General features: G+C 73.1%; 16 protein-coding genes. 4 read left to right on the top strand and 12 right to left on the bottom strand.

Translation table 11 applies throughout. From position 1 onward, the window contains the following. Positions 1-55: 55 nt before the first annotated feature. A complete protein-coding gene (locus AB0E85_RS24460; RefSeq protein WP_361930862.1) occupies positions 56-1,207 on the bottom strand; it encodes an acyl-CoA dehydrogenase family protein in 1,152 nt (383 codons plus the stop codon). Between the two features lie 75 nt (positions 1,208-1,282). On the opposite strand from AB0E85_RS24460, the gene AB0E85_RS24455 reads away from it, so the two are divergent. Genes AB0E85_RS24455 through AB0E85_RS24445 form a run of 3 tightly spaced genes read left to right on the top strand, consistent with a single transcriptional unit; the run spans position 1,283 to position 3,700 of the window. Beyond that, positions 1,283-1,924, top strand: coding sequence for a TetR/AcrR family transcriptional regulator (locus AB0E85_RS24455; RefSeq protein ID WP_361930860.1), 642 nt, complete (start codon positions 1,283-1,285; stop codon positions 1,922-1,924). Positions 1,925-1,970: 46 nt separating this feature from the next. Next, complete coding sequence (locus AB0E85_RS24450) at positions 1,971-2,681, top strand: winged helix-turn-helix domain-containing protein (RefSeq protein WP_361930857.1); 711 nt, start codon at positions 1,971-1,973, stop codon at positions 2,679-2,681. Between the two features lie 56 nt (positions 2,682-2,737). Then, a complete protein-coding gene (locus AB0E85_RS24445) occupies positions 2,738-3,700 on the top strand; it encodes a DMT family transporter (RefSeq protein ID WP_361930938.1) in 963 nt (320 codons plus the stop codon). On the opposite strand, the gene AB0E85_RS24440 is transcribed toward AB0E85_RS24445, so the two are convergent. The 11 genes from AB0E85_RS24440 to AB0E85_RS24390 all read right to left on the bottom strand — a co-directional run bounded on the left by AB0E85_RS24440 (position 3,689) and on the right by AB0E85_RS24390 (position 18,147). Continuing rightward, positions 3,689-5,056 (bottom strand): MFS transporter, encoded by a 1,368-nt coding sequence (locus AB0E85_RS24440; protein ID WP_361930855.1) that lies wholly within the window; start codon positions 5,054-5,056, stop codon positions 3,689-3,691. The two genes, AB0E85_RS24445 and AB0E85_RS24440, sit on opposite strands and share 12 nt — an antisense overlap. A 193-nt stretch (positions 5,057-5,249) precedes the next feature. Further along, on the bottom strand, positions 5,250-6,332 hold the full coding sequence (locus AB0E85_RS24435; RefSeq protein WP_361930853.1) for a Zn-dependent alcohol dehydrogenase: 1,083 nt from the start codon (positions 6,330-6,332) through the stop codon (positions 5,250-5,252). A 22-nt stretch (positions 6,333-6,354) separates the two neighbouring features. Further along, positions 6,355-7,743, bottom strand: a complete 1,389-nt coding sequence (locus tag AB0E85_RS24430) for an aldehyde dehydrogenase family protein (protein ID WP_361930850.1) — start codon at positions 7,741-7,743, stop codon at positions 6,355-6,357. A gap of 121 nt (positions 7,744-7,864) precedes the next feature. Further along, entirely contained in the window at positions 7,865-9,199 is a 1,335-nt protein-coding gene (locus tag AB0E85_RS24425) for an ABC transporter ATP-binding protein (protein WP_361930847.1), read from the bottom strand. Positions 9,200-9,369: 170 nt separating this feature from the next. Beyond that, a complete protein-coding gene (locus AB0E85_RS24420) occupies positions 9,370-10,323 on the bottom strand; it encodes a class F sortase (protein WP_361930844.1) in 954 nt (317 codons plus the stop codon). A 595-nt stretch (positions 10,324-10,918) separates the two neighbouring features. Beyond that, positions 10,919-11,512: a hypothetical protein gene (locus AB0E85_RS24415; protein WP_079128908.1), complete on the bottom strand. Its 594-nt coding sequence runs from the start codon at positions 11,510-11,512 to the stop codon at positions 10,919-10,921. Between the two features lie 94 nt (positions 11,513-11,606). Next, the gene (locus AB0E85_RS24410) at positions 11,607-12,950 is read right to left on the bottom strand and encodes an MFS transporter (RefSeq protein WP_361930840.1); all 1,344 of its coding nucleotides are present in this window, start codon (positions 12,948-12,950) and stop codon (positions 11,607-11,609) included. 23 nt (positions 12,951-12,973) lie between these two features. Then, on the bottom strand, positions 12,974-14,413 hold the full coding sequence (locus AB0E85_RS24405; protein WP_361930838.1) for a citrate:proton symporter: 1,440 nt from the start codon (positions 14,411-14,413) through the stop codon (positions 12,974-12,976). A 135-nt stretch (positions 14,414-14,548) separates the two neighbouring features. After that, positions 14,549-16,816, bottom strand: coding sequence for a molybdopterin oxidoreductase family protein (locus AB0E85_RS24400; protein ID WP_361930835.1), 2,268 nt, complete (start codon positions 16,814-16,816; stop codon positions 14,549-14,551). Between the two features lie 117 nt (positions 16,817-16,933). Further along, positions 16,934-17,554, bottom strand: coding sequence for a TetR/AcrR family transcriptional regulator (locus AB0E85_RS24395; protein WP_361930832.1), 621 nt, complete (start codon positions 17,552-17,554; stop codon positions 16,934-16,936). Next, a complete protein-coding gene (locus tag AB0E85_RS24390; protein WP_361930829.1) occupies positions 17,551-18,147 on the bottom strand; it encodes a hypothetical protein in 597 nt (198 codons plus the stop codon). Before AB0E85_RS24390 ends, AB0E85_RS24395 begins: the two co-directional genes overlap by 4 nt. 152 nt (positions 18,148-18,299) lie before the next feature. Between AB0E85_RS24390 and hmgA the strand changes: the two genes are divergently transcribed. Then, a complete protein-coding gene (hmgA, locus tag AB0E85_RS24385) occupies positions 18,300-19,646 on the top strand; it encodes a homogentisate 1,2-dioxygenase (RefSeq protein WP_361930826.1) in 1,347 nt (448 codons plus the stop codon). Positions 19,647-19,694: the final 48 nt, after the last annotated feature.

Below are 19,694 nucleotides of genomic sequence, written 5' to 3'. Positions count from 1 at the left end.
AAAGCATCGGCGGACGTGGCCCGCGCCACATCCGCCGAAGTACTCAGACGCGTACTCAGAACGCCGAAACGCCGGTCAGCGCCCGGCCGATGACCAGCTTCTGGATCTGGCTCGTGCCCTCGTAGAGGGTCATGACGCGGGCGTCCCGCAGCAGCTTGCCCGCCGGGTACTCGTCGATGTAGCCGTAACCGCCGAAGACCTGGAGCGCGTTGTTGGCGGCGCGGACGGCGGCCTCCGAGGCGAACAGCTTGGCCTTGGACGACTCGACGGCGAACGGCCGCCCCCGGTCGATCAGGTCGGCGACCCGCCAGGTGAGCAGGCGCGCGGCGTCCACGTCGAGGGCGATGTCGCTGAGCAGCTCCTGGACCAGCTGGTGGTGGGCGATGGTCCTGCCGAACTGCTCGCGCTCCCCCGCGTAGCGCACGGCCGCGTCGAGGGCGGCCTGGGCGATGCCGACGCAGCCGGCGGCGACCGACATCCGGCCCTTGGCGAGAGCCGACATGGCGATGGAGAAGCCCTTGCCCTCCTCCCCCAGCAGCGCGGAGGCCGGCACGCGCACGCCTTCCAGGGCGAGTTCGGCGGTGGCCTGGCCGCGCAGCCCGAGCTTGCCGTGGATGGTGCGGCGGGTCAGGCCGGGCGTGTCGGCCGGGACGAGGAAGGCGGAGACGCCCTTGTGGCCGGGGGCGTCCGTGGAACGGGCGAAGAGCAGGACGACGTCGGCCCAGGTGCCGTTGGTGATGAAGGTCTTGGTGCCGTCGATGACGTAGTCGTCGCCGTCCCGCACCGCCCGGGTCGTCAGGTTGCCCGCGTCCGAGCCCGTGCCCGGCTCGGTCAGGCCGAAGCAGCCGACCGACGTACCGGCTGTCAGGCCGGGCAGCCAGCGCCGCTTCTGCTCCTCGCTCCCCCAGGCGGCGACGGTCTTGGCGACCAGCCCGAGGGAGACGGAGACGATGCCGCGCACGGACGAGTCACCCCGGCCGAGTTCCTCGGTGACCAGGCAGTACGCGAGGTGGTCGCCGCCGGAGCCGCCGTACTCCTCGTCGACGGTCAGGCCCAGGAAACCGACCTCGCCGAGCTTCTCGACGATCGCCCGGTCGACCTCCTCGGCCCGGTCCCAGGCGACGACGTGCGGGGTGATCTCTCGCTCCACGAAGTCCCGGGCGAGCCGCCGGACCGCGCTCTGCTCCTCGCTGAGCTCCAGATTCACCACAGGTCACCCCATTGAAAGCCGGACATTTAAATTAGCACTGCTAGTTTACAGCGCAGCCCTACTATGTGCGCCATGGCCCGACCGCGCAAGCCCTTGCTCAGCACCGACCGGATCGTCGAGACGGCCCGCGCGCTCGTGGACGCGGAGGGTCTGGCCGCCGTCTCCACGCGGCGTCTCGCCGCCGAGCTGGGGGTCAGCGGACCCTCGCTGTACAACCACTTCCGCACCAAGGACGAGATCCTGGAGGCGGTCGCCGACTCGGTGAGCGGCCAGGTGGACCTGTCGATGTTCCAGGACGGCCGGGACTGGCGGACCGCGCTGCACGACTGGGCCGTCTCCTACCGGGCCGCCCTGCGCGACCACCCGAACATCGTCCCGGTGCTGGCCCGCGGCCCCGGCCGCCGCCCGGCCGGACTGCGCCTCGCGGACGCCGTCTACGGCGCGATGGTCGCCGCGGGCTGGCCGCCCGCGCAGGCCACGTCCATCGGCGCGCTGATGCGCTACTTCGTGATGGGCTCCGCCCTCGGCTCCTTCGCCGGGGGGTTCGTGGACGACGCGAGCGCCTACGACCCCGCCGACTACCCCCATCTCCAGCAGGCGCACCGCCTCGCCGAGCAGCAGGAGAAGATCGACGAGCGCGCCTTCGAGACCGGCCTCGCGGCCCTGCTGGACGGGCTGGCGCGGCAGTACGAGCAGGTGCGGCGCACGGCGTAGCGACGGTTCGGCGACCGCCGAACCGTCCGTGTCGCATGCTGGGGACATGACGACGAGGGACCCCCGGGCCACGGCCCTGGCCCGGTTCGCCGCGCTGTTCGCGGACGAGACCCGGGCCGCGTGCCTGCTGGCACTGCTGGACGGCCGGGCCTGGACCGCCGGCGAGCTGGCACGGCACGCGGGCGTGGCCGCCTCGACGCTGAGCGAACACCTGGGCCGGCTCGTCGCGGGCGGGCTGCTCACCGAGGAGCGGCAGGGCCGGCACCGCTACGTCCGGCTGGCCGACGCCCGGATCGCCCAACTGGTGGAGGATCTGGCCGCCCAGGTCCCGCCGGGCACCGCCGTACGGCCGCGGAACCTGCGGGAGGCGAACGCCGGGTCGGCGATGGCCCGGGGCCGCACCTGTTACGACCATCTCGCCGGACGGCTCGGCATCGCGGTCACCGACGCACTGACGGCCCGCGGACTGCTCCAGCAGGAGACGGGGTTCGCGCTCACCGACGCGGGGATGGAGTGGTTCGTCACGGCCGGTGTCGCCCTCGACCGGCGCAGCCGCCGGCCGCTCGCCCGGGCCTGTCTCGACTGGACCGAACGCCGGCCCCATCTCGCGGGCGTCGCGGGCGCGGCGCTGTGCCGGCACGCCCTGGACGCGGGCTGGTGCGTGCGCATCGGCTCGGAGCGGGCCGTGAAGGTGACGGCGGCCGGTGAACGCGCCCTCTTCGACCTGCTGGGGGTCCAGGCGGCGGCGCTGCGGTAGCCCCGTCCGAAATCCGCGAGCTTCCCGGCTCTGCCCCTCCTAGCCTCTGGAGCATGATGTCGAACACCTCCCCGTCCCGTCCCGCCCGCCGGGCGGAGCTGCTCGCCGCCGGTGCGGCGGCGGTCACCGTCGTGCTGTGGGCGTCCGCGTTCGTGTCGATCCGCAGTGCCGGTGACGCGTACTCCCCGGGCGCGCTGGCGCTCGGGCGGCTGCTGGCCGGGGCGCTGACGCTGGGGGTGATCTGCCTGCTGCGGCGGGAGGGGGTGCCGCCGCGCTCGGCCTGGCGCGGGATCGCGATATCGGGGCTGCTGTGGTTCGGCTTCTACATGGTCGCCCTCAACTGGGGCGAGCAGCAGGTCGACGCGGGGACGGCCGCCCTGGTCGTGAACACCGGGCCGATCCTGATCGCGCTGCTCGGCGCCCGGCTGCTCGGCGACCCGATGCCGCCGCGGCTGCTGGCGGGGATGGCCGTGTCGTTCGCCGGTGCCGTGACGGTGGGCCTGTCGATGTCGGGCGAGGGCGGGTCGTCGGTGCTCGGGGTGGTGCTGTGCCTGCTGGCGGCGATCGCGTACGCCGGTGGTGTCGTGGCGCAGAAGCCGGCGCTGGGCTCGGCGAGCCCGTTGCAGGTGACGACGTTCGGGTGCCTGGTCGGCGCGGTGCTGTGCCTGCCGTTCGCGGGGCAGCTCGTCGCGGAGGCCGGTGACGCCCCGGCCTCGGCGACGCTCAACATGCTCTACCTGGGCGTCTTCCCGACCGCCCTGGCCTTCACGACGTGGGCGTACGCGCTGTCCCGGACCACCGCGAGCCGGATGGGTGCGACGACGTACGCGGCGCCCGCCCTGGTCGTCCTGATGTCGTGGCTGTTCCTCGGCGAGGTGCCGGGGCTGCTCACTCTGGTGGGCGGGGCGCTGTGCCTGGCGGGTGTGGCGGTGTCGAGGTCGCGGGCGGCGGCGCGGGCCGTGACTCCGGGAGCGGTTCCGGAGCCGCGGCCCGAGCAGGCCGGGGACTCAGCTCGCTGACCCGGCCTCCGCCTCCGCCTCCGGCCCGGCCTGCGCCTGCGCCGCACGGGCCCGGTCCGCGAGGATCTTGATCGACACCAGCGCGATCACCGAGAGCACGATGATGTACCCGGACACGGCCATCGACGTGCCCGTCGCCTCCAGGAGCAGCACCATCATGAAGGGCGCGAGCCCGCCGCCCGCCACGGCCGCGATCTGGTAGCCGAGGGAGGCGCCGGTGTAGCGCATCTCGGGTGTGAACAGTTCGGCGAACAGGGCGGCCTGGGGGCCGTACATGATGCTCAGGAAGCAGCTGGCGACGAACGTGCCGACCGCGAGCCACAGCAGCGACCCGGTGTCGATCAGCAGGAAGAGCGGTACGGCCCACAGCGCGATGCCCACGGCGCCCAGACCGTAGATCCGGATGCGGCCGACGCGGTCGGAGAGGGCGGCGGAGGCCGGGATCAGCACCAGCTGGGTGAGGCTGACGCAGAGCGAGACGGTGAGCACCGCGCTCTTCTTCATGTCCAGCTCGCGGGTCGTGTAGTCGAGGACGCCGGTGATGAGGATGTAGAAGGTGGCGGTGTTCACGGCGAAGGAGCCGCCGGCCAGGAGCACCGTGCCCAGGTGACCGCGCAGGATCGTGCGCAGCGGCGAGTTCTGCTCGGACTTCTCCTTCTCGGCGAGCGCCCGTTCGGCCTCCCGGAACGCCGGGGTCTCCTCGACGCGCGTGTGGATGTACCAGGCGAGGGCCAGGACCAGCAGGCCGACCAGGAACGGTACGCGCCATCCCCAGGACGTGAACGCCGAGTCGGTGGTGAGGGCGCCGGCCAGCAGGAAGACGGTGTTGGCGGTGACCACGCCGATGGGGACGCCGAGCTGGACGACGCTGCCGTAGACGCCGCGCTTGCCCTCCGGGGCGTACTCGGTGGCCAGGAGCATCGCGCCGCCCCACTGGGCGCCGACGGCGACGCCCTGGGCGACGCGCAGCAGGACGAGGAGGATCGGGGCGGCGACGCCGATGGTGTCGTACGTGGGCAGCAGGCCGATGCCGGTGGTGGCCACGCCCATCAGCGTCAGCGCGAGGACGAGCATCGGCTTGCGGCCGCGCTTGTCACCGAGGTGTCCGGCGACGATGCCGCCGATGGGCCGGGCCAGGAAGCCGACGGCGAAGGTGGCGAACGAGGCGAGGACGCCCGCCGTGGTGCTGCCTGCGGGGAAGTAGAGATCGCCGAGCACGAGGGCGGCGGCGATGCCGAAGACGAAGTAGTCGTACCACTCGACGGCCGAGGCGAGCGCCGCCGCGGTGGCCACACGACGGCGGTTGCCGACGGCGGGCGTGGTCGTGGCGGGCTGAGCGGAAGGTGCCGTGTCCATGTGGTGCACGCTCCGGGGGGTGCGGGGGACGGAACGGGGGGTGGCGCGAGTTCCGGGGAACGTACTGACCGGACGGTATGTACGTCAACGGGTCGTGCACCAGGACTTTTGCCTGTACTTGGCATCGACCGCGGGCCCGGGCATGCCGAAGGCCCCGGCCTCGCGGGAGGCCGGGGTACGGGACAGTTCGGGCCTAGAAGACGACCAGGGCCCGGCCGCCCTTGCCCGCCAGCATGTTCTCGAAGGCCGCCGGAATGCCGTCCAGACAGATGCGCTCCGTCACCAGCGCACTCAGGTCGAGGCGGCCCGCCCGGATGTGCTCGGCCAGGACGGGGAGGTCACGGGCCGGGTCGGAGTTGCCGTAGACGCAGCCGGAGAGGGTGCGGCCCCAGTGGAAGATCTCCAGGGCGTTGAAGGTGACCTGCTGGTCCTTGCCGCCGATGCCGACGACCGTGGTGCGGCCGCCGCGGCGGGTGGAGTCCCAGGCCGTGCGGATGGTGACCGCGCGGCCGGCGCACTCCACGGCGACGTCGACGCCCTGCTTGCCGGTGAGGCCGCGGATCTCGCGGGCGGTGGTGTCGGAGGCGACGACGTAGTCGGTGGCGCCGGCCGCCCTGGCCAGCTCCTCCTTCTCGGCGGACACGTCCACCGCGACGATCTTCGCGGCGCCCGCGATCCGGGCGGCCTGGAGTGCGGCCAGGCCCACTCCCCCGACGCCGAACACCGCGACGGTCTCGCCCCGCCGGACCCGGGCCGAGTGGTGGACGGCGCCGTAGCCGGTGAGGACGGCGCAGCCGAGCAGGGCCGCGTCGGTGAGCGGGACGCCGTCGGGGACGGGGAGCACGCAGGAGGCGGAGACGACCGTCTCCTCGGCGAAGGCGGCGACGTTCAGACCGGGGTGGAGGTCGGTGCCCTCGGTGGTGCGCGCGTAGACGTCGGCGGCGCCGCTGAGGGCGTTGGCGCACAGCCACACCTCGCCGAGCGAGCAGGCGTGGCAGGCGCCGCAGGAGGGGGCCCAGTTGAGGACGACACCGTCGCCGGGTGAGACATGACCGACGCCCTCCCCGACGGACACGACCGTGCCGGCGCCCTCGTGCCCGAGGACGGCCGGGACGGGCACGCGCATGGTGCCGTCGGACAGGGACAGGTCGGAGTGGCAGACCCCGGCGGCGGCGAGCCGGACGCGGACCTGGCCGGGCCCGGGGTCGGGCAGGTCGATGCCGGTGATCTCCAGCGGGGAGCCGATGGCGGGCAGGACGGCGGCGCGGACAGCCATGACGGAAGGGACTCCCCTGCTTCTAGAACTGGAGGGACTTGGTCTGGAGGTACTCGGCCAGGCCGTGCACGCCGAGTTCGCGGCCGACACCCGACTGCTTGTAGCCGCCGAAGGGCGCGAGCGGGTTGAAGCGGCCGCCGTTGATGTCGACCTGGCCGGTCTCCATGCGGCGCGCGAAGGCCACCGCCTCGGCCTCGTCGCCGGCCCAGACGGCGCCGGCCAGTCCGTATACCGTGCCGTTGGCGATCCGCAGGGCGTCCTCCTCGTCCTCGTACTTCAGGATCGACAGGACCGGGCCGAAGATCTCCTCCTGCGCGATGGTCATGTCCTCGGTGACGTCGGCGAAGACGGTCGGGCTGACGAAGTAGCCCTGCTCGCGCGGGGCTTCGGGTCCGCCGGCGACCAGGCGGGCGCCCTCGGCGACGCCCTTCTCGATGTAGCCGCGCACCCGGTCCTGCTGCTTGGCGTTGACGACCGGGCCGATGCGCTCGCCGTACTTGGCGGCGGCGGCAGCGGCGAGCCCGACGGCTTCGTCGTACTGGTCGCGGTGGACCAGCATCCGCGTCCAGGCGCTGCACGTCTGCCCGGAGTTGGACATGACGTTGGCGACGCCGACGTTGACCGCCTTGGCCAGGTCGGCGCTCGGGAGGATGACGTTGGCGGACTTGCCGCCGAGTTCGAGGGCGACCTTCTTGACCTGTCCGGCGGCGATCGCGGCGATCTGCCGGCCGACGGCGGTGGAGCCGGTGAAGGAGACCAGGTCGACGCCAGGGTGCTCGGCGAGGGCCTGCCCCGCGACCGGGCCGAGGCCGGTGACCAGGTTGTAGACGCCCGCCGGGAGCCCCGATTCGTGCACCGCGTCGGCGAACAGCCGGGCGACCAGCGGGGTGTCCTCGGCCGGTTTCACCACGACCGTGCAGCCGGCCGCGAGGGCCGGGGCGACCTTGGCGACGATCTGGTGCAGCGGGTAGTTCCAGGGCGTGATCGCGGCCACGACACCGATCGGTTCGTGGTGCACGACCGAGTTGCCGGTCTTCTCCTCGAAGGCGTACGTCGCCGCCAGCTCGGCGTACGAGCCCGCCACCGCGATCGGCACGCCCGCGTGGACGGCCTGCGAGAACTTCAGCGGCGAGCCGAGTTCGGCCGTGACCGTTCCGGCGATCTCGTCGGCCCGGGCCACGAGCACGTCCCGCAGGGCGGCCAGACGGGCCGCGCGCTCGGCGGGCGGGGTCGCGGCCCAGTCCGGCAGGGCGGCGCGCGCGGCCCGTACGGCGGCGTCGACGTCCTCGGCGGTGCCCGCCGGGACCGTGCCGATGACCTGCTCGTCGACCGGGTTCACGACCTCGATCACGTCCTGGCCGGCGGCGGGGCGCCAGGCGCCGTCGATGTACATGCCGTCGTATGCCTTCATCGCGCTTCCTCCGGGGCGGGGCGTCGTCGTCCGACTCATAAACTAGCGACGATAGTTTTCTGGCGCCAGACACCACCGGTCATCAGAGCACGCGGACGGCCCCGTCCGGATGTGCCGCTCCTCACTCCCCCAGGTCGGGCAGGCGGTCCGGGTGCGGACAGATCCGGTCGCCGTGCTGGTCGAAGACGAAGAGGTGGGCGAGGTCCACGAGGAGCGGTACCTGCATGCCGTGCCGGAGGGCCAGGTCCGGGGTGGTGCGGACGATCAGATCGCCGGGCAGGCGTGCTTCGGCGGTCGCGGGGGCGGCCGTCTCCGGGTGGTCCAGGGCGATCACGGGTCCGGCCCGCCCGGCCCCCGACCGCTCCCGGAGCCTCGTGAGGACCGAGCCGTCGCGGCGGCGCCGCCGGGCGGGGCGGCCGGGCCGGGGGCGCGGGGCTTCCAGGTCGGGGACGACGGCGGGGCTGGAGCCGGTGTCGAAGTGGACCAGGATCTCGTGCCCCTGGAACTCCACGTGCTCGACCACGCCGGTGATCGGCACCTCGCCGGGGCGGGCCGCGCTGTGCTTGGCGATCCTGACGGCCTCCGAGCGCAGGCCCACGATGACCTCCCGACCCTGCTGGACCCGCAGCAACTGGTGGTCGAGGGAGAGTGGTTCGGGCAGGCGGAGGAACTGCTTGCCCAGGCTGATGGTCATCGCCCCGTCGAGCGGAGCCCGCACCAGGCCGCGCAGCAGGTTGATGCGCGGGGTGCCGATGAAGGCGGCGACGAAGACGTTGCGGGGCAGCGCGTAGACCGCGCGGGGGCCGTCGACCTGCTGGAGGACGCCGCCGCGCAGCACCGCGACCCGGTCGCCGAGCGACATGGCCTCGGCCTGGTCGTGGGTGACGTAGATCGTGGTGACACCCAGTTCCCGGGTGAGCCGGGAGATCTCGGCCCGCAGATGGGTGCGGAGCTTGGCGTCGAGGTTGGACAGCGGCTCGTCCATCAGGAAGGCGGAGGGATGGCGGGCGATGGCCCGGCCCATGGCCACCCGCTGGCGTTCGCCGCCGGAGAGCTGGCCGGGCAGGCGGTCCAGGAGGTCCTCGATGCCGAGCATGCGGGCGGTGGCGTCGACGCGGGGGCGTGGGTCCGTGCCCGGGGCCTCGATGCGCAGCGGGAAGCCGATGTTGGCGCGGCTGGTCATGTTCGGGTAGAGGGCGAAGTTCTGGAAGACCATCGCCATGTCCCGGCCGGACGGCGGCAGGTCGTTGGCGTACTCGCCGTCGAGCAGCAGATGGCCCTCGTCGATCTCCTCCAGCCCGGCGATCATTCTGAGCACGGTCGACTTGCCGCAGCCGGACGGCCCGAGCAGCACGAGGAACTCGCCGGGCGAGACGTCCAGCGACAGCCGGTCCACCACGCGGGGGCCGCGCGGATAGGCCTTGCTCACGTCGTGCAGGGAGATGGCGCGTGTCATGAGGTGCCCCCGAGGGGTCATCAGGGCGCTGGTGCTCCGCGGTCGGAAGCCCCGTGCGGGTCGTACGGGGCTGTGGGTCACGGAAGTTAACGGAATGTGTGCGGCCGGGGGAAGACACCGGACGAGATCGGGGGCCTCGGTCCATCCGGTGAGAAGGCGGACGGCCCGGTTCAGCGGATGCCGGTGAGATGGGCGAAGACGACCACGTTGCCGGAGTAGCCCTTCCGGCGGTCGTAGCTGCCGCCGCAGGTGATCAGACGCAGCTCGGGGCGTCCCCGGGCGCCGTACACCTCCTGGCTGGGGAAGTGCGCCTTCTCGTACGACTCGATCTTGTCGACCGTGTAGACGGCGGTCCGGCCGTCGGCGCGGCGGGCCTTGACGATCCGGCCCCGCTTCAGCTCGGTCAGCCCCGCGAAGACGGCGGGCCCGCTGTCCGTGTCCAGGTGCCCCACGGCCACGGCGGTGCCCTGCTCGCCGGGTGAGGCGCCGTGCCGGTACCAGCCGACGAGCTCGGGGTCGTCGTCCGGCGGCGCGGTGAGGCGACGGTCCCGGTCGAGGCCGAGGCCCATGACCGGGGCGTCGACGCGGAGATAGGGGATGAGGAGCCGGGTGGCCCGGGAGCGGGGCAGGGGGCGCAGGCCGGCCGGCCGGTGGGGCTTGCGTGCGGCCGGGGCGGGGGCGCGGGCGGCGGGCCGGGGAGGAGCGGGGCGCGGGGTGGCGGCCGCGGGACGGTTGTGCGGCGGCGCGGCAGGTGTGCCCTTGCGGTGCCCCGGGGTGGGTGGATGCGGGGTGGCGCGGGGGTGCTGGGTGCGAGGGCCGTGGGGGCCGGGGCCCGGGGCGCGGGGCGTGGCCGTGGGGGACGCGGGCGTCCGGGATGGGCCGGTGTGGGCGCCGGGGGCGGTGGACTCGGCCGGGAGGGCAGCGGCGCCGGTGCGGGCGGCGGAGACTCCCGGCGAGGTGGCCGCGCCGGTACCGGAGGAGCGGGGCAGGGCAGCGGTGCCCGTGCCGGAGCCGGCCGGGTGGGCGGCCGGCGTGAAGTCCGGCGGGAGGGCCGTGACGGTTGAGCCGGGCTTGTCACCCCGGTCCCAGCAGACCCCGGCCACGAGCAGCATCGAGACGGCCACCACGACCGTCCGCGTCAGCCGGTAGGCGCGGGTCCGGTACCAGGGCCTACGACCTCGCCCGGACCACCCTGCGGGACCACCGGCGCCCGTGGGGTACCGCCCGCCCGGGACGGCGCCGGAACCCCGCCGTGCGACGGGGGACGCAGCGGACCTGTCCCCACGCCGGATCCCCGAGGCCGGGGCAGCCCGGGCTTCACGCCGCCCCGACGACACGCGAGCGGAGCCAGATCCACCCTCACGCCGCCGTACAGACCCGGCGGCAGACCCGGCGTCCGACCAGGACCCCGGACCGGCGACACCACCCCGCCGCACCCCCGAACCCACAGCAGAACCAGCCCAGCCCCCACCCCGCCCCGACGCACCGCGGGCCGAGCCAGAGCCGCCCTCACCCCGCCCCGACGACACACCGGCGGAACCGGAGCCACCCCCGCTCCACCCCGACGACACACCGGCGGGACCGGAGGCCGGCGCTCGCCGAGCCGCCGGGGCGGCGCCGGGCCGGGCGCCGCCTGTAGGTCGCCTCACCGGTCCGGCGTCGGATCCGAGCGCGTCTCCGCCCCGCCCCAGCGGGGCGGAGCGATCCGCGGAACGTGGCTTACGCGGCGCCATCGGGGCGGCGGCGGAGCCGGAACCAGACCGTCCCGGCCACGGCGGCCAGGCCGACCGCGGCCGCGCCGGTGACCGGCGTGAAGGCCTCGCCACGGGCGATGCCGCCACCGCCCGCCGGCGGGCCGCCGACCGGCGTCGTCGGCTTGGAGGTCGGGCAGTCGACCTTGAACACCTTGAACTTGCCCGCGCCGTGGGCCTGGTCGGTGAGCCACGTCAGCTTGTACTGCCCGTTGGGCAGGTCGACGGCCGCGGTGCGCCCCGCGCCGGTCGCGTCGGCGGTGAAACTGCCCGTGCGGGTGGCGCCGCCCGGAACCTCGGGCTGGGTCTGGATGGTCCAGTTGACCTTCTCACCCGCGTCGAAGTTGAACGCGGCGAGGTAGAAGTCGCAGACCTTCGGGTCGTTGCGCTGGTTGGCCGCGGCCGTCGTGCTGGCGTGGATCTTGACGTCTCCGTTGTCCCCCGGGATGGGAGCGGCGACGGCGGACACCCCGCTCAGGGTGGTCCCTGCGAGGGTGAGGGCGGCGACGACGGCGGTGCGGGTGCCGGCACGACGCGCGAGGGGTACGACGGGCATGAACATGCCTCCAAGTCAGATGATTTACATACAAACACCTCGTCACCTGACTTTCCGTCACCCCAGCGCCGAAGAGGGCGCAGCACCGCCCTACGACGCGTCAGATATCGCTCTTCCGGCGCAGCGGCACCCGGCGCCGGAAGCCCCTCCGCCCCCCGCGGCCCTCACCATCAGCCTCCGGCACGTGCTCCTCCGGGTCCCCCAGCTCCCCCGGCTCCCCCGGCTCCCCCGGCTCCCCCGGCTCCCCCGGCTCCCCCGGCTCCCCCGGCTCCCCCGGCTCCCGCCGCGACCGTACGGCAACCCCCGACGACAGCAGCAACAGCACGCCCAGCATCACGAACGGCGCCGCCACGCCCGCGACTCCGGCGATCAGTCCGGCCGCGGCGGGCGCGGCCACCTGGCCGAGCCGGTTGCCGGTCAGGCGCAGGGCCAGGGCCGTGGAGCGGGCGTCGTCGGGGGCGGCCTGGACGACCGTCGTCATGGACAGCGGCTGGCCGACCCCGAGGCAGAAGCCCAGCACCACCAGCAGCAGGCCGAGCGCCCACACCGGCACCGGCAGGGCGATGCCCGTGCAGAGCAGGGCCGCCAGCAGACAGGTGACCGTCAGCAGCAGGGTCCGCCCGAGCAGCCGCAGCAGGGGCGTCAGCACCAGACGGCAGGCGATCGTGGCCGCCGCGCGCAGACTGAGCAGGATCCCGATCACGGACGGCGCGATGCCCCGGTGCTCGCCGACCACCGGGAGGTAGGCGGTCAGGATGTCGGTCGCGGACAGCACGGCGAGGCTGATGAAGATGCCGGCCGGTACCCCCCGGGTGCGCAGGATGCCCCGGACCGGCACCCGGTCGCCCTTGGCCGCGCGGGAGATGGACGCCGTACGGCGATCCTCGATGCGCCACAGCGAGGTGAACGCAACCGCCGCCGTGGCGCCCGCCACGATCAGGGCGAGCGCACTGCTGCCGGCCATGTCCTCGCCGCCGATCAGCGCGCCCGCGGCGATGGGGCCGACCAGCTGGCCGAGGGCCGCGCCGATGGTGAAGTGACCGAAGTTGCGGTCCTGTTCGTGCGGCGCGGACTGGCGGGCGACGAGGGACTGGGAGCCGATGACGAAGCACAGGTGCCCGAGGCCCATCACCCCGCTCCACAGGGCCATCGTCCACAGGGAACCGGCGACTCCGCTGAGGGCGCAGCCGCCGGATATGAGGACCACGCCGACCGGCAGCAGGGGCGCGCAGCGGCCGTGGTCGGTGCGGCGGCCGAGGGGGACGGCCGCGAAGAGGGGCAACAGGGCGTACACACCGGCGATGACACCGATCGCGCGCTCGTCCGCGCCCAGCGCGAGGGCCCGGTAGGAGACGGCGGGCCGGGCCATCGACACCGCCCCCTGCGCGAAGCCGAAGGCGATGACGAGGCGGAGCAGCCAGCCGCGGTTCCCACCGGGCCTCACGATGACGTCCTCCATGGAGTGGTTCAGATGATCCCGAACAGCATGCCCGCGCCGAGGATGACCAGGCAGGTGAGGGCGGCCCACTTCACGACGAACCGGGTGTGGTCGCCGAACTCGACCTTGGCCATGCCGACCAGGACGTAGACGGCCGGGACGAGGGGGCTGGACATGTGCAGCGGCTGGCCGACGAGGGAGGCGCGGGCCATCTCCAGCGGGCTGACCCCGTGGGCGGCTCCCGCCTCGGCGAGGACGGGCAGGACACCGAAGTAGAAGCCGTCGTTCGACATGAAGTAGGTGAGGGGCAGGCTCAGCAGGCCGGTGACGAGCGCCATGTGCGGGCCCATGCTGCCGGGGATGACGTCCACCATCCACTTGGCCATCTGGTCCACCATGCCGGTGCCCTGGAGGACGCCGGTGAAGACGGCGGCGGCGAAGACCATGCCGGAGACGTTCAGGACGTTGTCGGCGTGGGCGGCCAGACGGGCCTTCTGGTCCGGGATGTGCGGGAAGTTCACGGAGAGGACGAGCGCGGCACCGAGCAGGAACAGCACCGGGATCGGCAGCCACTCCATGATCATGGCGGTGAGCAGGCCGACCGTGAGCAGCGCGTTGAACCAGTAGAGCTTGGGGCGCAGGGTGGGCCGGTTCGGGTCCAGACCCTGGAAGCCCTCGTCGTCGGCGGAGGCCGCGGAGCCGGAGCCGGCGGTGGCCTCGGGAGCGTCCGTGCCGGAGCCGGAGCCGCCCGTGGTGGCCTTGCGCATCGAGACCTTGCCGTCGCCGGAACCGCCGGAGCCGACGAGGACCGTCTCGGTCTCCTGCTCCTCCTCCAGCACCTCGTCCAGGGTCAGCACGCCCAGCCGCCGGCGCTCGCGCACACCGAGCACGTAGGAGAGGACGAAGACGAAGGCCAGGCCGACCAGGAGCGCCGGGATCATCGGGACGAAGATGTCGCTGGCGTCGAGCTTCAGCGCGGTCGCCGCGCGGGCGGTCGGGCCGCCCCACGGCAGGGTGTTCATCACGCCGTTGGCCATGGCGGCGACGCCGGTCATCACGACCAGGCTCATCTTCAGGCGCTTGTACAGCGGGTACATCGCCGAGACGGTGATCATGAAGGTCGTCGAGCCGTCGCCGTCCAGCGACACGATCGCGGCGAGCAGGGCGGTGCCCACGACGATGCGCATCGGGTCGGCTTTGCAGAATTTCAGAATGCCGCGGACGATCGGGTCGAAGAGACCGACATCGATCATCACACCGAAGTAGACGATCGCGAACATGAGCATCGCCGCGGTGGGGGCGAGGTCGGTCACGCCGTCGAGGACGTAGTCGCCGAGCTTGGCGCCCTTACCGACGAACACGCAGAACAGCGCGGGAATCAGTACGAGCGCCGCGATCGGCGACATCTTCTTCATCATGATCAGGACCAGGAAGGTCGCGATCATGGCGAAGCCGAGGATGGTCAGCATGAGTTGATACCTAACGTTCGCCCTTGAACATCCCACCAGGGCCGGCGGTGTCCGAGACGTTAGGTGCGTTCAAGCAGCGTTAACAAGACGTTGACGTGCGAGCAATAAGCGCAAAACTGCTGGTCACAGCTTTGCTCAGGTCAGAGCGGTGAGCTTTTCGGTCACGGCGGACGCTTCCGGACCCGTCTCGGGGGCCACCTCGACCGGGACCCCGTTGAGGACCGCGTTGCCCGACAGGGGATCGAGCAGACGGCCGTCGAGGAGCTGGTTGACGTTGACGCCGGGGTCCGTGGAGGCGTGGCTGAGGCGGGTCCCCGGACGGTTGTGGCCCCAGCCGTGCGGCAGGCTCACCACGCCCCGGCGGATCGCGTCGGTGACCTCCGCGGGCGCGGTGACCTCTCCCCCGGCGCCCTTGACGCGCACGGCGGCCCCGTCCTCGACGCCCAGCCGTTCGGCGTCCTCGGGGTGGATGTGCAGGGTGCAGCGGTTGGAGCCGCCGGTGAGGGCGGGCACGTTGTGCATCCAGCTGTTGTTGGAGCGCAGATGACGGCGGCCGACCAGGACGAGCCCCTCGGGGCGTTCGGCCAGGGCCGCGCGCAGGCGGGGCAGGTCGTCCGCGATCGGGCCGGGCAGCAGCTCGACCCGGCCGCTGCGGGTCTTGAGGGGCTGCGGCAGGCGGGGCTCCAGCGGGCCGAGGTCGATGCCGTGGGGGTGTGCGAGCAGCTTGTCCAGGCTGAGGCCGTCCGGTCGTGCGCCGAAGCCGTCGCCGTAGGGGCCGAGGCGCAGCATCATGTCGAGCCGTCGCTCGGGGCCGGTGTCGCCGGTGAGCCGGCCGGCGAGCTCGCGCGGATCACCGCCGTGGACCGGCGAGTGGGGCTCCTCGACCGCCTTGCCGAGGGTCTGGTCGATGACCATCTGGTCCACGGCTGCCGGATCGGCCCCGTGCATGCCCGTGACGGCGAGGATCAGCCGCGCCAGGATCTCCGTCTCCGCCATGCGGCCCGGCTCCAGCGGGACGGCCGGGCGGGTGTAGCGGACCTGGTTGCGGACGGCGAGGGTGTTGAAGGCGAAGTCGTGGTGGGGGCTCTGGGAGGGCGGGGGCGGGGGCAGGACCACGTCGGCGTGGCGCGAGGTCTCGTTGAGGTAGGGGTCGACGCTGACCATGAAGTCGAGCGAGTCGAGCGCCTTGTCGAGCCGGTCGCCGTCGGGCGCGGACAGCACGGGGTTGGCGGCGACGGCGATCAGCGCGCGCACCGGCTCGCCCTCCTCGGTGGCCGTGTCGATCTCCTCCGCGAGGGCCGACAGGGGCAGTTCGCCCTTCGCCTCGGGGTGCCGGCTCACCCGGGAGTGCCAGCGTCCGAGGGCGAAGCCCCGGCCCGGTCCGGCGGGGCGGGGGGTCTTGTCGGTGGCGGCCTGCGGGAAGAGCGCGCCGCCGGGCCGGTCGAGGTTGCCGGTGAGGATGTTGAGGACGTCGACGAGCCAGCTGGCCAGGGTGCCGTGCGGGACGGTGCAGCTGCCGATCCGGCCGTAGACGGCGGCGGCCGGGGCGGCGGCCAGGCCGCGGGCGAGGTCCCGGACGACACCGGCCTCGACGTCACAGGCCCCGGCGACCGCTTCCGGGGTGAACTCCCGCAGGGCCGCGGCCAGTTCCTCGACGCCCTGGACGTGTGGGGCGGGCTCCGTCAGCCCCTCCTCGAACAGCACCTGTGCCATCGCGGCCAGCAGCAGCGCGTCGGTGCCGGGCCGGACGGCGATGTGCCGGTCGGCGAGCTTCGCGGTGCGGGTGCGCCGGGGATCGATCACGACGAGGGTGCCGCCCCGGGCCTTGAGCGCCTTCAGCTTGCCCGGGAAGTCGGGGGCGGTGCACAGACTGCCGTTGGACTCCAGCGGGTTGGCGCCGATCAGCAGCAGATGGCCGGTGCGGTCCAGGTCGGGCACGGGGATGGCGTTCGCGTCGCCGAAGAGCAGGCCGCTGGAGACGTGCTTGGGCATCTGGTCGACGGTGGAGGCGGTGAAGACGCTGCGGGTGCCGAGGCCGGCGAGCAGGACGGGCGGGTAGAGGGCGCCGGCCATCGTGTGCACGTTGGGGTTGCCGAGGACGACCCCGACGGAGTTCGGGCCGTGGCGCTCCACGACGGGCCGGATACCGGCGGCGACCGCGTCGAAGGCCTCCTCCCAGGTGGCCTCGCGCAGTTCGCCGTCCTGTCGCACGAGCGGCGTGCGCAGCCGGTCGGGGTCGGAGTCGACCGCTCCGAAGGAGGCGCCCTTGGGGCAGATGAACCCCTGGCTGAAGACGTCGTCGCGGTCACCGCGGGCATGGGTGACGCGTGTCCCCTCGATGGTGAGGGTCAGGCCGCAGGTGGCCTCGCACAGGGGGCAGATACGCAGGGCGGTGCGGGACACGGGTCCTCCCGGGACGGCGGCTACGGTGACGCGCTGACGCGCCCGAGCATACCGACCGGTATGCATCTCGGGGAGGGCCTGACGGAACCGAGGGCGGAACCAGGCTCGGAACCGAGGTCAGTCGAGGGCGCGGGCCAGATAGGCGCGCAGCATCTCCCTGGCCTCCTCGATGATCCGCTCGTCCCCCTCCGGTGCCACCCGGAACGCCAGGTGCACGAGGGTGTCGGCGGTCTCGACGGCGACGAGGAAGACCCGGCGCAGGTCCTCGTCCGGTTCGCGGTCGAGGTATCCGGAGAGGAGCTCGGTGAGGCGGTCGGCGACGCGGTGGTTGGGTTCGCCGTGGCGGGCGCCGACCGGGATCTGGTTGCCGAAGTCGACGAGTGAGAAGCCGGGCGCGGTGCGCTTCATCTCCAGGTACTCGTCGAGCACGGCGTCCATGGCCGTGCGCCAGCCCCCGTCCTCGCCGGCCTGCCGCAGGCGCTGGGTGACGCGCTCGGAGTACCGCTCCAGGTTGCGCTGCGCCAGCGCGTCGGCCATCTGGCGCTTGTTGCCGAAGAAGCGGTAGACGGAGCCGATCGGGACCGAGGCCCGCTGGGCGACGGCACGGGTGCTCAGGGCGTCGTAGCCGACCTCGTCGAGGAGGTCGGCGCAGGCGTCGAGGATCCGGGTCAGGCGTTCGGCGCTGCGCCGCTGCACGGGCGCACGACGGAGCGATGTCGCGTGGGGCACGGGTTTCATGATGCCCCTCGGGCGCGGTCCGGTGAACCTCGCCCCCCGCTGTCCGCGCCGTGCGCGCGGGCCTCGCGCAGGGAGGCCGCGTCCGGCGACATCCCCGGCCCGGGCTCCGACGCGGTGACGTCGGCCGTGCTCTCCACGGGCTTGCCGTCCACGGCCCACACGGTGCCGTCGTCGGCGTAGAGGCGGGCCGTGACGCGGTGCGTGCCGCGCGGGACGTGGCGGGCGTCGAGCCGGTAGGCGGGGGCGCGGAGCCGGGCGACGGGACGGCCGTCGACGTAGAGGCGCGCGAGTCCCCGCCCGGCCACCGCGCGGGCCGCCGCGCCGGCCGGTGAGAAGCGGAAGTTGCGCACGGTCAGGCGTACGTCCCAGCCGCCGGCCGCGTCGGGCTGCACCTCGACGCCGACGCCGGGGGCGTCCTCCTGTCCGACCTCGCGAAAGGGCCGCCCCTCCTGGTCCCGGTCCTCCAGGATCGTGCCCACCGGGGCGTGCGACGCACCGCCCCGACGGGCGTCGTCGGTGCCACAGCCCGCGGATCCGGCCAGAAGGAGGACACAGACCGCCAGCGCGGCGCGAGATCTACGTGTCCACGACATGTCCGGGAGCCTAGAACACACGTCCGGCCCTGCGGATCGTTCTCAAGTCGGGTTCACGTCATCCCCGGAGAGGAGGGGCGCGCCCCTCTTGCGTCGGGGAAATCGCAATCCTACGGTACTCCATAGGAATCGGACGCAAGGGAGCAGCGATCATGGGCGATGGGGGAACCACCCGCGCGAGCATGTTCGAGCGCGGGGAAGCGCGGAAGACCGCGGAAGGGCTGACCTACCTCTCCGGCTTCGGCAACGAGCACAGCTCGGAAGCCGTCCCGGGCGCGCTGCCCGAGGGCCGTAACTCGCCCCAGCGTGCCCCGCTCGGGCTGTACGCGGAACAGCTGAGCGGTTCGGCGTTCACCGAACCGCGGGCGCACAACCGCCGCTCGTGGCTGTACCGGATCCGCCCGTCGGCCGCGCACCCGGCGTTCACCCGGACCCACAACGGCTCCGTCCGCACCGCCCCCTTCAACCAGACCGTGCCCGACCCCAACCGCCTGCGCTGGAACCCGCTGCCCGACCCGGCACCCGAGACGGACTTCCTGGCGGGCCTGTGGACGCTCGGCGGCAACGGCGACGCAACCCAGCGCACCGGCATCGCCGTCCACCTCTACGCGGCCAACGCATCGATGAACCGGGTGTTCAGCGACGCCGACGGCGAGCTGCTGATCGTCCCGGAGCGCGGCGGGCTGCTGCTGCGCACCGAGTTCGGACTGCTGCATGTGGAGCCGGGACATGTGGCGCTCATCCCGCGTGGTGTCCGCTTCCGTGTGGAGCTGCTCGACGATTCCGCCCGCGGCTATGTGTGCGAGAACTACGGCGCGCCCTTCCGCCTCCCCGACCTGGGCCCGATCGGCGCCAACGGGCTCGCCAACGCCAGGGACTTCCGCGCCCCGGTCGCCGCGTACGAGGACGTCGAGGGACCGGTGGAGGTGGTGAACAAGTTCTGCGGCAACCTGTGGACGGCCACCTACGACCACTCCCCCCTCGATGTGGTGGCCTGGCACGGCAACCATGTGCCGTACGTCTACGACCTGCACCGCTTCAATGTGCTCGGCACCATCTCCTACGACCACCCGGACCCGTCGATCTTCACGGTGCTGACCTCCCCGTCGGACACCCCGGGCCTGGCGGGAGTCGACTTCGTGGTGTTCGCGCCGCGCTGGCTGGTCGGCGAGGACACGTTCCGGCCGCCGTACTTCCACCGGAACGTGATGAGCGAGTACATGGGCCTGATCGAGGGCGCGTACGACGCGAAGGCGGAGGGCTTCGTGCCGGGCGGCGGCTCGCTGCACAACATGATGTCGGCGCACGGCCCGGACCGGGAGACGTTCGACCGGGCGAGCGCGGCCGAGCTGAAGCCGCAGAAGATCGACGACGGCCTGGCCTTCATGTTCGAGACGCGCTGGCCGCTCACCCTGACCCCGCACGCGGCCCGCGCGGAACACCTCCAGCAGCGCTACGACGACGTCTGGCAGGGCATGGAGAGGCACTTCCGCCCCTAGGGAAGCCCTGACGGGCTTCCGCCGGGTCGGAGATCCGCCAGGAGCCCC

The sequence above is a fragment of the Streptomyces sp. NPDC029044 genome (assembly GCF_040637495.1).
Taxonomy (GTDB): Bacteria; Actinomycetota; Actinomycetes; order Streptomycetales; family Streptomycetaceae; genus Streptomyces.
The sequence above is the reverse complement of the archived record's forward strand: the minus strand, read 5'-3'. Positions and strand labels throughout refer to the sequence as shown.